Annotated in this window: 12 protein-coding genes; 1 reads left to right on the forward strand and 11 read right to left on the reverse strand. The window is 72.4% G+C overall.

All coding sequences use genetic code 11. The features are described 5' to 3' along the window. Window positions 1-6: 6 nt before the first annotated feature. The 5 genes from H343_RS0115175 to H343_RS30805 form a co-directional block, all read right to left on the reverse strand. On the reverse strand, window positions 7-1326 hold the full coding sequence (locus tag H343_RS0115175; protein WP_028431846.1) for a hypothetical protein: 1320 nt from the start codon (window positions 1324-1326) through the stop codon (window positions 7-9). An 89-nt stretch (window positions 1327-1415) separates the two neighbouring features. After that, window positions 1416-2510: a glutamate ABC transporter substrate-binding protein gene (locus tag H343_RS30800; RefSeq protein WP_051265287.1), complete on the reverse strand. Its 1095-nt coding sequence runs from the start codon at window positions 2508-2510 to the stop codon at window positions 1416-1418. A gap of 11 nt (window positions 2511-2521) precedes the next feature. After that, entirely contained in the window at window positions 2522-3967 is a 1446-nt protein-coding gene (locus H343_RS0115185; protein WP_078505669.1) for an MATE family efflux transporter, read from the reverse strand. A 234-nt stretch (window positions 3968-4201) separates the two neighbouring features. Beyond that, window positions 4202-4936: a sulfite exporter TauE/SafE family protein gene (locus H343_RS0115190; protein WP_028431848.1), complete on the reverse strand. Its 735-nt coding sequence runs from the start codon at window positions 4934-4936 to the stop codon at window positions 4202-4204. Between the two features lie 254 nt (window positions 4937-5190). Beyond that, window positions 5191-6141 (reverse strand): methyltransferase domain-containing protein, encoded by a 951-nt coding sequence (locus tag H343_RS30805; RefSeq protein WP_051265290.1) that lies wholly within the window; start codon window positions 6139-6141, stop codon window positions 5191-5193. Between the two features lie 140 nt (window positions 6142-6281). On the opposite strand from H343_RS30805, the gene H343_RS0115200 reads away from it, so the two are divergent. Next, on the forward strand, window positions 6282-6683 hold the full coding sequence (locus tag H343_RS0115200; RefSeq protein WP_199778929.1) for a globin: 402 nt from the start codon (window positions 6282-6284) through the stop codon (window positions 6681-6683). A gap of 113 nt (window positions 6684-6796) precedes the next feature. Here H343_RS0115200 and H343_RS0115205 read toward each other — a convergent pair whose 3' ends face one another. The 6 genes from H343_RS0115205 to H343_RS30815 form a co-directional block, all read right to left on the reverse strand. After that, a complete protein-coding gene (locus H343_RS0115205) occupies window positions 6797-7459 on the reverse strand; it encodes a DUF8185 domain-containing protein (protein ID WP_028431850.1) in 663 nt (220 codons plus the stop codon). After that, the gene (locus H343_RS0115210) at window positions 7428-7832 is read right to left on the reverse strand and encodes an acyl-CoA thioesterase (RefSeq protein WP_051265344.1); all 405 of its coding nucleotides are present in this window, start codon (window positions 7830-7832) and stop codon (window positions 7428-7430) included. The genes H343_RS0115205 and H343_RS0115210 overlap by 32 nt, the downstream gene beginning before the upstream one ends. A 58-nt stretch (window positions 7833-7890) precedes the next feature. Then, a complete protein-coding gene (ettA, locus tag H343_RS0115215; protein ID WP_028431852.1) occupies window positions 7891-9555 on the reverse strand; it encodes an energy-dependent translational throttle protein EttA in 1665 nt (554 codons plus the stop codon). 78 nt (window positions 9556-9633) lie between these two features. Beyond that, entirely contained in the window at window positions 9634-11178 is a 1545-nt protein-coding gene (locus H343_RS30810) for a thioester domain-containing protein (protein ID WP_078505671.1), read from the reverse strand. A gap of 219 nt (window positions 11179-11397) precedes the next feature. Then, window positions 11398-11877, reverse strand: coding sequence for a single-stranded DNA-binding protein (locus H343_RS0115225; RefSeq protein WP_028431853.1), 480 nt, complete (start codon window positions 11875-11877; stop codon window positions 11398-11400). A 203-nt stretch (window positions 11878-12080) separates the two neighbouring features. Continuing rightward, on the reverse strand, window positions 12081-14387 hold the full coding sequence (locus H343_RS30815) for a GTPase (RefSeq protein WP_199778930.1): 2307 nt from the start codon (window positions 14385-14387) through the stop codon (window positions 12081-12083). Between the last annotated feature and the right edge of the window lie 5 nt (window positions 14388-14392).

A 14392-nucleotide genomic window follows, 5' to 3' on the forward strand; every position in this document is an offset into this window, starting at 1 on the left:
TCCCGCTCACGAGTCGGCCATTCCCTCCGCCGGCGTGCCGCTCTCCCGCGGCGCGAGGACGTCCTGTGCCGCACGCTGGTAGCGCAGCACCGCGTCCTCCGCCGCCCGCAGATCGCACGGCGCGCTCCACAGCATCCGGCGTGCCGCGTCGTACCGCTCGCTCAGCATCCGGTCCTCCGCCCTGCCGTGCTGTGCCACCTTCGCCTTGTACGCGTCCAGACGGCCGCGCAGTTCCGCCCGTACGGCCAGTGGCTCCGTCACGGCGGAGAGCTGGGCGCGCGCCCGCTGCAGTTCGTCCTCCGCGCTCTGCTCCAGGCTCTCCAGCAGCGGGGACAACCGGTGCCAGGCGGAGCGCCGCCTCAACTCGGCTGCGGCGGAGAGCTGTTCGTGCAGGGTGGTCGCCGGGCCGCTGACGGCGGGGACCTCGGACGCGGCGATCTTGGCGAGCACCTCGCCGCGCGCCTCGCGGGCCTCGGCGAGCGTACGGTCCGCGCGGGAGAGGACGTCGCGCAGCTTCATCAGGCGCTGTTCGGCGTCCTGGCGCACATTGAGCACGGCGTCGATCTCGCGCCGGATGTCCTCCAGCCCGCGCGCCGCGCTGTCGTAGCGCGAGGTGTCCGGTCGGCCGCCGCCCGGGGCGCTGCTGCCGCCCGCGGGAATCCAGAAGGCGAGCGGGTCGGCGACCACTTCGGCGCGCAGGGCGGTGAGTTCCTCGGTGGTGCGTTCCAGTTCGTCCCCGGAGGGGTGCTCACCGGGGCGCACGCCCACGGAGTGCGCGAGTGAGCGCACGCGCCGCAGTTCGGCGGCCAGCATGTCTATCCGCGCGGGCAGAGCGGACCAGACCGAGTCGGCAGCCGCGACCACGTCCAGGGCCTGCGCGTACCAGTTGTTCATCCACTCGACCAGGCCGCTCAGCGTCGTTTCCCCGGCCGGCCGCGCCCCCTCGGGACCGCTCGCGCCGCTGCCCGCGTCCGCGTCCGGGACGCTTCCCGCAACGGTGCGCGGGCCGCGCAGCAGCTGTGTGAGCTCGACGAGATCCTCACGGCTGGGCCACCGGCGCCTCTCCCGCACCTCCTGTGCCTCGGTGAGGGCCGCGCTGTAGTTCTCGAAGACGTTCCACAGCCGGGTGATCGCCGATTCGGCCTGCGCCCACCGGTGAGCAGTCGTGCCGGTGAGCCGCGCGCCTTCGAGCAGGCGGCGGCCCGCGTGGTCCTGGAGTGCGAACAGCGACGACTCGACCGCTTCGTGCTCAGCGGTCAGCCGCTCCAGCGCACGGTCGGCCTCCTCCCGGCTCATCACCGGGCCGGTGGGTCCCGCGGGCCCCATCGATCACCTCGCTGCTCTGTCGTGACTGCTGTCTCGTCTTCAGCCGGCTCGTGGTCTGCCGGCTCGTGGTCTGCTGTGCTGCCGGGCGGTCAGTCCCGGTACTTCGGCTTCGGCGGCGAGGGTTCCCTCCCGTCGTCCGTACCCATGATGTCGTCGGCGAGCCACTTGTCGTAGGACGTACGCCAGGGACTGTCGTCGCCGCCCTTCCGGTAGTCGTCCAGCACGCTGTTGACCCGGCGCACCAGATCCTCGTCGTCCAGATTCATCGCGACTCCGTACGGTTCGGCCGTCACCGGTTCGCCGATGAGTTCGACGGACGGGTCCTGCGCGGCCTGGCCGGCACCGAGAGCGCTGTCGGTCAGCGTGGCGTCCGCGCGGCCGATCTGGAGCCGCACGAGGCAGTCGAGCTGGTTGGCGACGACGACCGGCCGCGCTCCCAGCTTCCGGTACTCGCCCATCGCCATCAGCGTCTGCGCCGTCGAACCCTCCGCGTAGCACAGCCGTTTGCCGCGCATACTGCCGTCGAAACCGGTGACCCGCGCGTCCCTCTTCGGCACGAGCAGCTGCTGACCCGCCTCGAAGTACGGGGCGGAGAAGGCGACTTCCTCGATCCGTTCGCAGTTGACGGTCATGGTGCGCACGACCATGTCGACCTCGCCCTTCCTGACCGCGGGGATGCGCTGATCGGTGGGGACGGTCTTGTACGTGATCTCGGGGTTCTTCCCGAGCAGGTCCTTGGCGATGGCGCGGACCAGATCGATGTCGAAGCCGTCGATCTCTCCGGTGGAGGGATCGCGGTAGCCCCACAGATAGCTGTTCTGGTCGACGCCGACGACCAGCCGGCCGCGATCCTCGATGCGTTCGACGGCGGGCCCGGCGTCGGAGGAGGGCTTGAGGCTGCGCGCGGGGTCCTCACCGTCGGCGCAGTTCTCGGCGCCGGGGGCGGCCGCTCGGGTCGTCCGGTCCCCGGAGAGTGCGTGGCGGGCGGCTGCCGTACGTCCGTCGGCGTGCGTCCCGCTGACCGAGAGCACGGTCGAGACGAGCACCGCGACGACGAATCCGAGACCGGCTGCGGCGACAGCCAACGGCTTTGCGTGACCGGCCTGTTTGCGGGGTTCGCGGGGTTCGCGGTCCCGGCCCGCAGGTACGGCCGTACCCCGTACCGCCGCCTCGTCCCTTCCCATCCCGTCCCCCCTCACCGGTACTCCGAGAGCCTGCGCCCGATGCCCGCCAGTGCCGAGACCGCACCGAACAGCCCCAGCACGACGGAAGCGCCTGCCACGCTGCCGAGCGCTCCGCGACCGTCGACGGCTTCCGCCTCGAACTCGCCCTGTTCGTGTGCTGTGGCCGCGCGCAGACTGTCGTCGACCCTGTCGAAGGTCTCGTCGGTGCTGCCGCTGCCCCCTATGACCAACTCGACGGCCGCTTCGTGGTCCCCGTCATCGTCCAGCGCGCGGGCCTTCTCGTGCCGTTCACGCCAGAGCGCGACCGACTCCCCGGCCTCCTGCACGGGCCGCCGCGCCCGCGCGTCGTCGGCGAGCGCGGAGGCCCGCCCCAGAAAACCGCCCGCGCCCTCGCCCGTCCCCCCTCGCCGGCCGGCGACCTCGTCCATCTGCTTGCGGTAACTCTCCTCGTACGCGCTGCCCGCGCCTCTCGCGGCGAGCGTCATGTTCTCGTCGCCGCGCGCCTGGAGGGAGCCGATCCATGCCTGGTTGAGGACACGCAGCGACTGCGCGCCCCTCCGGTCGGACTCGTCCAGGGCCGACTTGCCGAGGAGGTGCGCGCCCGTCAGCCACAGCAGCGTGACGAGGCACGCCGCCGTGGCGCCCAGCAGACCGATGTTGAACACCCGGTTCGTGCGTCGGTAGTTGCGCCGCTGGGCCCACACCAGAGCACCGATGACGATGCCGCCGGCGGCGAGCGCGAGCCACGGCCGCTCCGTCGCGTCCGCGTAGTCCGTCTTGAGCCGTGCGGACTGGGCCGTGTACAGCAGCTCGGCGGCGGGCAGCAGTTCGCCGCGCATCTGTTCGTTGGCGTAGCGCAAATAGGCACCGCCGAGCGGCAGGCCCTGCCGGTTGTTGGCACGCGCGGACTCCACCAGCCCCGTGTACACGGGCAGTCCGCGGTTGAGTTCGGCGATCTGCCGCTGCGCGGACTGCGAGCCGCGCGAGTTGGCCGCCGCCGACGCCAGCAGCGAGGACGCCTTCCGCACGTCCCGGTCGTAGCGCTCCCGCATGGCACGGGGTTCGTCGCCACCGGAGAGGAAGCCGCTGGAGGCGGCCGTGTCCGCGTCGGCCAGCGCACGGTAGACGCGCGCCGCGTCCGCACTGAGCGGCTGGCTGTACTCGATGACCGCGTCCGCCGCGTCCGTACGGCCGGAGGACTGCCATGCCGTCACGGCACCGAACACCAGGATCAGCAGCGCCAGTACGGCACCGATCACCCGCAGCCGCCCCGGCTCGGTCGCCGCCCCGGCGCGCAGCCGGCGTACGCCCTCGTTCCACGCGCTGGTGCGTGGCGGCGGCCCGTGCGCGTCATGCGCGCAGTCCGCGTCACCCGCGTCACCCGCGTGATCCGCGTCATGCCCGGGCCCGGGCACGGAGCCGTGCGGCTGCGCCGGTCGCGCCAGCGACTGTGTCACGGCCCGTCCCCTCCCCCCTTGGTCACCGCGGACCCTTCCCGCGCCTACGTTGAGCGACACCCCTGTCGCAACGGGTACGGAGCCCACCGCCAGAGTATGGCCACAGGCGACGCCGGCCACACCACCGCTGCGGGGATCTTGTTCGGATCGGGATCTGTCCGCGCCCGCTCCCCGCCCTCCGCCCTCCGCCCTCCAAACACGCCGCCGGCCCTGCCGGCGGTTCCGGCGTGGCCCTCACAGCAGCAGCCACAGCCCCTTGCCCGCCGTGGCCACACCGCCCGCCAGCGCGAGACCGAGGATCACCCGCCGTGCCCCCTTCTCGGGCGTGCGGGCCGCCAGCAGCCCGCCCAGCAGGATGCCCGCCGCCATGGTCACCGCGACCAGCAGCCAGGCGGGACGGGCAAGTTGGGGAAAACCCTTGGCCATGACCGAGAGCAGGTTGACCACCAGCCCGTAGAACTGGGCGTTGGGCACGAACTCCCGCGCCGTCCACCCCGCGTTGACGGCGTACAGCGAAAGGGCCGGACCGCCCGTCCCCGCCGCGGAGTTCATGAACCCGCTTGCCGCACCCGCCGCGACGGCACCGCCCGTACCGCGCATGGCCCGCAGCCGCGCCCCGGAGATGACAAGTGTCACGGCCACCGTGATCAGTACACCGAAGCCGGTCAGCAGCACCGGCTCGGGCAGACGCAGAGCCAGCCACGCACCCAGCGGGACGGTGACAGCGGCCGCCGCGACCAGCGGCACCATGGTGCGCAGGCGCACCTGCCTCCAGGTGGCGGCGAGTCCGGCCGCACCGATGACCACCCCGGCGCAGTTGACGAGCGCCACGCCCTGCACCGGCCCCATGAGCAGCACGAGGGCGGGCGAGGCGAGCAGCCCGAAGCCGATCCCGGCCAGCCGCTGGACGGACGCGCCCAGCAGCACGATGCCGCCGAGGAGGGCGAGAAGAGGCCAGGTGCTGAGCATCCTCCGAACGTAGACGTCCGCAGGGGCGTACTGGAGGGGTCGGTTCCGGCCGGCTTCCGGCGCAGGCCACCTCCGCCCGGTACACACCACACGCGATGCGCACAATCTTCGTGATTCACCGAGCTGCCCTCGGGGTTCGGCGTGCGGAGCGGGCTCACGCTCCGCACGCGGTGCGCGACGGTCGCGGCACGCGCCCGCGTCAGGCTGCGCCCGAGGCAGGCACCCGGGTCAGTCACCCGCGTCAGGCACCCGCGTCAGGCCGCCCCGCCGAGCGGCCAGGTGTGCGGACCCTCGGGGTCGTCGAGCCAGGCCCACTGCCGCCCGGCCCGGACGGTCACCCCGTAGCGCGTCCGCTCCGGACGGCCAGCGCTGCGCCAGAGGTCGTACACCTCGTTCTGCCCCATGGACCCGGCCGTCAGCCCGAAGAGGAAGTGGAAGGAGTCGTGCCGCTGTGCGTGCCGGGGAATCCCGTGGCGTCCCGGCAACGCGGCGGGCGCCGACGCCCCGCCCCCGCGCAGCGGCACGAAGAAGGCCGGAGTGCCGAGGAAGCGGCCGGAGGCGTCCTCCTCATCCGTCACCTCCAGCGCGACCAGACCGGTGCCGATGGGCACCAGGACCAGCGCCCCCGGCACGCACTGCTCCAGCCAGGCAGCAGGCACGGACGACAGGGCGCAGGTGGCGATGACACGGTCGTAGGGCGCGAACGCGGGGACGCCGAGGGCACCGTCCCCCGTGACGACACGGGGCCGGTGGCCGGCCGCGCCCAAGTGCTCGCGTGCGGTGCCGGTGATGTCGGGATCGAGGTCGACGGTGGTCACCCGGGCATCACCCAGTCGGTGTGAGAGGAGGGCCGCGTTGTAGCCGGACCCGGCGCCGATCTCCAGCACGTTCATGCCGTCCCGCACGCGCAGCGCCTCCAGCATGCGCGCCATCAGGGACGGCTGGCTGCTGGAGGAGACAAGTTCACCGTCGCGCACCCGGGTGGCCAGTGGTACGTCGTCGTAGACGCCGGACAGCCAGCGGCTCCTGCGCGCGGGATCGGGGTCGTACCGCCAGAGCCGTTCCTGACCGCCTCCCGGCGCGGTGACGTAGTAGTAGGGCACGAACAGGGCGCGCGGCACCTCCGCGAAGGCGGCACGCCACGCGGGATCGGTGAGGGCGCCTCCCGCGACGATCTGCCGGAGGAGATCCGGGGGACCTGGCATCCCTCCACTCTCCTGCGCCGGCGCCACGGACGCGAGGCCACAGGCGCAAGAGCGGAGCCGCGAGGGGAGCCGGAGCCGGGAACCGGGGCCCGAGCAGGGACGGCGACCCCGGACGGGGCATCTGCGACCATGGAGGCGTGATGGAGATTCCGCGCGGCAGTTTGCAGACGCAGACCTTCTACGAGCAGGTCGGCGGCGAGGAGACGTTCCGACGGCTCGTGCACCGCTTCTACCAGGGTGTCGCCGAAGACCCCTTGCTGCGCCCGATGTACCCGGAAGAGGACCTCGGGCCGGCCGAGGAACGCCTGACGCTGTTCCTCATCCAGTACTGGGGCGGCCCCCGAACGTACAGCGACACCCGCGGGCACCCCCGACTGCGCATGCGGCACATGCCGTTCAAGGTCGACAGAGCGGCACACGACGCCTGGCTGAAGCACATGCGGGACGCCGTGGACAGCCTCGGACTCGCGCCCGAGCACGAGCGCCAGCTGTGGGACTACCTCGTGTACGCGGCCGGGTCCATGGTCAACTCCCCGGAGTGACGGCCGGATTGCACCGGTGGCCGGCGCCCCGTCCGCGTCCGTACGTGCGGGATCCGGAAGGTCGTACCGCCCGGTGTCATGCGGACGTGACCGCCGGTCTCACACAGGGACCTTCAGACAGGCGTGATGCTCAGCCCCGGCCCCTGGTCCCCTTCCCCCCGCACCGCCACCGACCCGCCCGGGGTGCGCAGCCGCAGCCAGGAACCGGCCTTCAGCAGCCCCAGCGGCTCGTCCCCCACCAGGAGGCCCAGCGCGTGCGCCGCATGGGCGGCACGCAGGGGCAGCTCTGTCCTGCCCAGCGGACGTGACCAGATCTCCTCCGCGATCGCATCCAGCGTCTCCCGGGTGCGCTGCCCGGACCCCAACCGCTCGGCCCGCTCCCGGAATTCGGACACGGCGGCGGCCGCGACCGCGCGGACCGCGTCCGGGGGCACCTCGGCGAACGCCTGCCAGCCCCCGCGGGGCGGCAGCACCCCGGTCCACGGCGGTCCCGTCACCGGGCCGGGCACCGTGACGGCTTCGGCCGGCTCGTCGACTCCTTCGAGGAGTTCCCCCGCGGAGACGGTGGTGTCCACCTCGGCCGGCTCCAGCAGCCGGCCGGTGCGCACCACCACCACGTCGAAACGGGCGGGCTTGGCGAAGATGCCCGCCACGCCGCCACCCGCCTGGATGCGGACGGCGGCGTTCTTCTCCCAGCGCAGCAGACGCGTCAGAAACGCGTCGAGCCCCGCCGCCTCACCGGGGTCAGCGAATACGAGGCGCTTCCGCACTGTCATCGAAATAGCCTTCCAGGAACGCCCGTTCATCAGCGGTGAGCCGCCGGGGGCGCTCCTCCTTCAGGTCGTAGGGGACGATCACGGTCGTGGCCCGTACGTAGACCGTCCCGGCGTCCTTGATCTCGTACGCGAGAGTGGTCGAGGCGGCGTTGAGCTTCGTCACCCACGTCTCGACCGTGACCGGCTCGTACCTGTGGAAGAGCGGACGCAGGTAGTCGATCTCGTGACGGGCCACCACGGAGCCGCCCTTGAAGGGCGGCTGTGACCCGGAGGACGAGACGGACCCGCCGGCCAGCCGGAACATGAAGTCGATCCGCGCCTCCTCCAGATAGCGGAGGTGGACGACGTTGTTGACGTGCCCGTAGGCATCCATGTCCGACCAGCGCAGCGGGCACTGGTATGTGTGACGCACAGTTCCGGTCCGCCCCGCCTCAGCCTCGGGTGAGCTTCTTGTAGGTCGCGCGGTGCGGCCGCGCGGCGTCCGGCCCCAGTCGCTGGACCTTGTTCTTCTCGTAGGACTCGAAGTTGCCCTCGAACCAGAACCACTTGGACTCACCCTCGTAGGCGAGGATGTGCGTCGCGACGCGGTCCAGGAACCAGCGGTCGTGGGAGACGACCACGGCGCAGCCGGGGAAGTCCAGCAGCGCGTTCTCCAGCGACGAGAGGGTCTCGACGTCGAGGTCGTTGGTCGGCTCGTCGAGGAGGAGCAGGTTGCCGCCCTGCTTCAGGGTCAGGGCCAGGTTCAGCCGGTTTCGCTCACCGCCGGAGAGCACGCCCGCGGGCTTCTGCTGGTCCGGGCCCTTGAACCCGAACGCGGAGACGTAGGCACGTGAAGGCATCTCGACCTGGCCGACGTTGATGTAGTCCAGTTCGTCGGAGACGACGGCCCACAGCGTCTTCTTCCCGTCGATGTTCTCCCGGCTCTGGTCGACGTAGGAGACCTTGACCGTGTCACCGACCTTGATGGTGCCGGAGTCCGGCTCCTCCATGCCCTGGATCATCTTGAACAGCGTGGTCTTGCCCGCTCCGTTCGGCCCGATCACTCCGACGATGCCGTTGCGCGGCAGCGAGAAGGAGAGGTCGTCGATGAGGACCTTGTCCCCGAACGCCTTGCTGAGGTGCTCGACCTCCACGACGACGTTGCCCAGACGCGGGCCCGGCGGGATCTGGATCTCCTCGAAGTCCAGCTTCCGGGTCTTCTCGGCCTCCGCGGCCATCTCCTCGTAACGCGTCAGCCTCGCCCGGGACTTGGCCTGCCGTCCCTTGGCGCTGGAGCGCACCCACTCCAGTTCGTCCTTGAGCCTCTTCTGGCGCTTGGCGTCCTTCTGGCCCTCGACCTTCAGACGGGCCTGCTTCTTCTCCAGGTAGGTGGAGTAGTTGCCCTCGTAGCCGATGGCACGGCCCCGGTCCAGCTCCATGATCCAGCCGGCGACGTTGTCAAGGAAGTACCGGTCGTGGGTGATGGCGACGACGGTTCCCGCGTACTGCGCCAGGTGCTGTTCGAGCCACTGGACGGACTCGGCGTCCAGATGGTTGGTGGGCTCGTCGAGGAGGAGCAGATCGGGCTGTTCGAGCAGGAGCTTGCACAGCGCGACGCGGCGGCGCTCACCGCCGGAGAGGGTGGTGACCGGCCAGTCGCCGGGCGGGCAGCCGAGGGCGTCCATGGCCTGTTCGAGCTGGGACTCGAGGTCCCAGGCGCCCGCATGGTCCAGCTGCTCCTGCAGCTTGCCCATCTCCTCCAGCAGTTCGTCCGAGTAGTCGGTCGCCATCTGCTCGGCGATCTCGTTGAACCGGTCGAGCTTCGCCTTCGTCTCCGCGACACCGGCCTCGACGTTCTCCAGGACGGTCTTCGACTCGTCCAGCGGCGGCTCCTGCTGCAGGATGCCGACGCTGTGGCCCGGCGTGAGCTGCGCGTCACCGTTCGAGGGCTGGTCGAGCCCGGCCATGATGCGCAGCACCGTCGACTTGCCGGCGCCGTTGGGTCCCACGACACCGATCTTCGCGCCGGGCAGGAAGCTCAGGGTGACGTCGTCGAGGATCACCTTGTCGCCGTGTGCCTTGCGCGCCTTACGAAGGGTGTAGATGTACTCAGCCAAGAGGAACCGTCCGGCAGTCAGTAGGTGTGTCGAAGTGCGGCCGCGCCGCATGGGCGGACACGACCATCTTGCCGCACGTCACCCCCGAGTCCGAAACGGGGCGGGCGGCGGCACGGATACCGCCCCGTGGCCGGGCGGGTACTCCCCGCTACCGCTCCCTCCCTCCGGAGTCGCCGGGCTCGCCCGGCCGCCCCCCCCGTCCGCATCCTTCCCCGGCCGGTTCCTGCGTACGGCGACCATGGCCAGTGCGCCGATGAGCACCAGCGCGACCGCGACCCCGAGGATCAGCGGCGTGTTGCTCGTCCCCGTCTCCGCCAGGTCACCGCCGCCGTCCACGGCGTCCGGGGCTCCCTCGCCGCCGCCCGCCGCAGCCGGGTGGGACTGCGGAGTCACCCCCTCGCTCTCCCCGCTGTCCACCGCGCTCCTGGTCGCGCAGTCCAGGACGCCGGTGAAGCTCTTGCTCAGCCCTCCCGGTCCGCTGACGGGAAGGCTGTATGCCCGGTCCTCGCCGACCGGCACGGTCACCGCACGGGTGTCTCCCGCCCCGACCTCGTACTCCTCCCCCGCGAGACGGAACCGGGACCCCCGCTCTCCGGCGTCGGTGACGGTGACGGTGACGCCTCCCCCGGCGCAGTCCTTCTCAGCCGTGACGGCGGGTATCGCCCCGCCCTTCGCCCAGTTGACCGTCGCGGTGGCCGAGACAGTGGACTGGCTGGACCCCGCGAGTATCTGAGCCTGACTCCTCCCGTGGCTGCCCAGGCCCGTGAAGGCGCGGCCCACCGAGACCTTGGTAGCGGCCTGCACGGCCAGCGAACCCGAACCGGACTCCCCGGCCTCGTCCGGTACCTCGAAGTAGAGCCGCGCCCCGTCCTTCGCCTCCGTGACCGGCTGACCGTCGGCGTCCACGATCCGCAGGCCCTGCGGTCCGGAGCCGGCGGCCGGGGCGACGGCCACGCCCGCGGCGCCGGTGCGTACGGTCACTGGGCCCAGGCGCTCACCGGGCCTCCCGGAGACCTCCGCGCGTGAGAGGGAGAGCGACGCCCTCGGCTCGGCCGCGGTCCGTGCCTCGCGGTGCAGATGGTCGGCGAGCTTCTCGGCGGCCGGGTCGAGCGCGCTGACCTCCACATCCCCCTCGCCTCCGGCGCCGTCCGAGTACCTCCAGATGGCGACCTGCGTACCGGCCGCGGCCGTCTGCGGGGAGAGCTTCCCGGCCCCGGAGGACTTCGCCAGTGCCTGCAGGTCGTTCACCTGCGGGTACGAGTGCCTGAGTATCCACAGGATCCGGCCGGCGTCCGGATTGTCGTGCAGCGAGGTGTGTTCCCAGTCCGTCTCGCCGTAGCGGGCCTGCTGCTGCGTCGGGTTGTCGACGTCGATGCCGTAGGTCTGCAGGGCACCGCCGCCGTCGACCGCCATCTCGAACAGGCCGGCGCCCGTGGTCAGTTCCTCACCGTCCTGGCGCACGACGGCCTGGCCGTAGGTCTTCAGCCCTTCCAGCGTCGCGGTGGCTCCGCCCTGCCGTGACGGCTCTCCGGCGGCAGCGGCCGGAGCGGCCACCGTGGCGGACGCCAGCAGCCCCGCGGACAGCAGGGCGACGGCGGTCGCCGCCGTGCGGACAAAGCTCATGGTCTTCCCCTCCGGGCGGACTGGTCCGACCGTGATGCGGTCTTCCGGGTCACCGCAGTGACCGGGCGGCCGGACCGGTCGTCACGCCGCAAAAGCACTGAACCCCCGTCAGCCATGCGGAGGATCGTAGGGAGCGGGCGCGACGCGATGCCCACCGATCCGGCCGCACAAGCGTTCCGACTCGTAATCGTTATCCGCGAATCCGGCGCACCGGGACGTTCACGGCGCAGGCGCCTGACCTGGAACCCCCGCTTCCGTGGGGGCGCCGTGAACGCTCTCCGAAGTGCCCGTGAAGGCGGTGTCGTTCTCCTCCGACGCGTCCCCCGGACCGGACCGGGCCACGGCCACCCGGATGAAGGCCGAGGTACCGCGGGAGAGGTCGTGCCCGATGCCCGACGCCATCAGATCGGCGGAGACGAAGCGCCGCCCGTCGCGCTCGGTCTCCTGGATGCGCATCTGCCCGGTGACGATGACCGGCTCCCCGAGCGACACCGACGAGGCGACGTTGGAGGCGAGTGCCCTCCGGGCCCAGACCGTGTAGAAGCTGGTGAAGGCGTCGGCCCAGCCCGCCGTCCTCCGGTCGAAGCGCCGCACCGTACTGGCGAGCCGGAACCGCGCCACCGGAACGCCGGAGGCCGACGTCCGGAAGTCGATCTGTGTCGCGACGTTCCCCATGACCGTCACATGTGCCTCGTTCATACGTCCCCCTCGTCTCCGCCGGTCCTCACGCACCGGCCCGCGGAGACACCCTGCACCGATTCCCGAAAAGCCGCTCCGGGCTGGGCAGTACCGGAGAGTTGTTGACAACCCCCTCACCCGCCAGGGGGATTGGGACATCCGGAAACAGGGACGCCTCGGGACCGGGGACGGGCACCCGGGCACCCGGGGCCCCGCACCGCGACCTACACCCGTGTCTCCGCCGCGACGACCACGTACTGCTCCCGCACCTCGCGATAGCGGAGCAGCTCCGCCGCGACCGGCTCCAGGACCCGTACCTGCCCGCACGCCGCCATGACCCGACGCAGCCGCCGCTCCTCCCGCTGCCCGCACTCCGCCGCGGGACCACGGGCCGCGAAACGGCACCCCCAGGCCAGCAGCGAGGAACCCAGCACTCCGCCGATGAGCAGCGCCACTCCCATCCACTCCTCGCCGAACCTGACCTCCAGCGCCGTCGCGACCACCCACACTGCGCCCAGAATCTGCAGGGCCAGCAGCCCCAGCTGCCCCACGAGGGCCAGCGCCCACCAGACCGGACGGCGCGGGGACCTGGCGTCCTCCGGCGCTCCGGCCCCTTCCGCGCCACCGGGCGCCGCCTCGCAGCGCAGGGCCTCGTCGAGCGCTTCCGGCAGCCCGTCCGCGCCACGCCACGCGGCGTCCCGTACGGACCGCCGCCACGCGTCCGGAAGGCCGGCGGCCGCCTGGTCGACCACCGTGCGTACGGCATGCGCGACGCCCGGGCGTGCCACACGCGGCAGCGGATCACCGGACGCCGCCGGCCCACCGGCCGTCCGACCGTCCACGCTGCCGCCCGCGCTGCCGTGCGTTCCCCCGTCGCCGGCCACGTAACCGGCCCCGTCGTCGGCCGCGTCACCGGCCGCGTCACCGGCCGCTTCCGAGGCGCCGCCGGCCCCGGCGGACGGACCGGAACGCCGCTCGTCGTACCAGTGCTGCAGCTGCGCCCACGGTGTGCCGCAGGCGCGCTCGGCCTTCCGCAGCCACGCACGCTCTGCCGCCTGCCCGGCCGTCACCGCACCGGCGGCGCGGGCGAGTTGGTCCGCGAAGTGCTCCCGCACCTCTTCGGTGAGGCCGGCTGGCGGGTACGCGGCCGGTCCCGGGCCGGGAATCTCGTACACCGGCCGCAGCCGCTCCACCACGGCGTCCAGGTCGGCGCCCAGCCGCAGCACCGCGGCCCTGCGGCCGGCGACGAACCCGCCGATCTCGGAGCGGAGTTCGTCGATGCCCTCCCCCACCAGCGCGGACGTCGCCAGCACACGCGCACCCGGCTCCCCGTGGTCCCCCAGCGCCATGCCGTCCTCGTCCAGCAGCCGCCGCAGGTCGTTGAGGACTGCGTCCTTGGCCTCGCCGGGCAGCCTGTCGGTCTGGTTGAGGACGATGAACGTCACCTCGGCGTACCCGGCCAGCGGGCGCAGGTAGCGCTCGTGCAGCACCGCGTCCGCGTACTTCTCCGGGTCGACCACCCACACCACCGCGTCGACCAGCCGCAGCAGCCGCTCCACCTGCTCACGGTGCCCCTCGGCAGCCGAGTCGTGGTCGGGCAGGTCGATCAGCACCAGCCCCTCCAGCTCACTGCGTGCCGAGGCGTCGATCCTGCCTCTCCAGTCCGACTCGGGGCGCATCAGCCGCCGCGTGGACGGGGGGACGGCGAGCCGGTCGAGCAGCCCGTCCGCCGGGCCGGCGCCCGGTACCTCCCACGAGCACGCGACGGGAGTCGCGGTGGTGGGCCTGCGCATGCCCGCCTGGGAGAGCCTCGTACCGGCGAGGGCGTTGAAGAGGGAGGACTTGCCGCTCCCCGTGGCCCCGGCGATCGCGACCGCCGTGTACGCGCGCGGCAGCCGCCCCCGTGCTCCCGCCGCGTCCAGCACGCGCTGGGCTTCGGCGAGGATGCCCGCGGGAATACGCGATCTCGACAGGTCGACAAGTCTCCGCAGGGCGGCCACACGCCGCTCCTGCGCGTTCTCGTCCCGGCCCTGTGCGCCGCCGTCGCCGTACGTCCCGGCCGTGCGGCCGTGGACCCCGGGCTCCCGGTCCCACGGCCACTCGGACGGCCGCTGCTCCTCATGCCCGCCACGCCCCGGGGCGTCCTGGGGGGCGCCCTGGGACTCGGACACCGCCGCACGGCGTTCTGCGGGAACGGCCGCTCCGGCAGGCTCCCACCCGCTCTCCCCGGCAGCACCGAGGGCCGCCTCAGCGCGCGAGCCGGAACCCGCGTCCCACAGCTCCTGATCGCGCGCCCACGACTGCCGCTCACCGGCCGGCGCCGCACCGCGAGCCCTTCGGGCGATGAGTCCGTCGTCCCACGCGCCGGCCTCGTCCGCGGTGCCGGCCGCGGCCTGGACCGCCTCACCGCCGCGACTGCCCTCGTCCTCTTCGCCCCTCGCGCCGAGCCGGCCGTCCGCGTGCTCCGCGTCCTCGGACGTGGCGTGCTTCTCCTCGGCCGAACCGCCTGTCCGGACACCCGCTGTGGACACTTCGG

It is taken from the genome of Streptomyces sp. TAA204 (genome assembly GCF_000424965.1).

What these genes read in the sequence shown, in the direction of transcription:
- H343_RS0115210 (WP_051265344.1), bottom strand. Translation starts at nt 7,832, where the DNA reads ATGGATGCCTACGGGCACGTCAACAACGTCGTCCACCTCCGCTATCTG.
- H343_RS0115175 (WP_028431846.1), bottom strand. Translation starts at nt 1,326, where the DNA reads ATGGGGCCCGCGGGACCCACCGGCCCGGTGATGAGCCGGGAGGAGGCC.
- H343_RS0115190 (WP_028431848.1), bottom strand. Translation starts at nt 4,936, where the DNA reads ATGCTCAGCACCTGGCCTCTTCTCGCCCTCCTCGGCGGCATCGTGCTG.
- H343_RS30810 (WP_078505671.1), bottom strand. Translation starts at nt 11,178, where the DNA reads ATGAGCTTTGTCCGCACGGCGGCGACCGCCGTCGCCCTGCTGTCCGCG.
- H343_RS0115225 (WP_028431853.1), bottom strand. Translation starts at nt 11,877, where the DNA reads ATGAACGAGGCACATGTGACGGTCATGGGGAACGTCGCGACACAGATC.
- H343_RS30805 (WP_051265290.1), bottom strand. Translation starts at nt 6,141, where the DNA reads ATGCCAGGTCCCCCGGATCTCCTCCGGCAGATCGTCGCGGGAGGCGCC.
- H343_RS0115205 (WP_028431850.1), bottom strand. Translation starts at nt 7,459, where the DNA reads ATGACAGTGCGGAAGCGCCTCGTATTCGCTGACCCCGGTGAGGCGGCG.
- H343_RS30800 (WP_051265287.1), bottom strand. Translation starts at nt 2,510, where the DNA reads ATGGGAAGGGACGAGGCGGCGGTACGGGGTACGGCCGTACCTGCGGGC.
- H343_RS0115200 (WP_199778929.1), top strand. Translation starts at nt 6,282, where the DNA reads ATGGAGATTCCGCGCGGCAGTTTGCAGACGCAGACCTTCTACGAGCAG.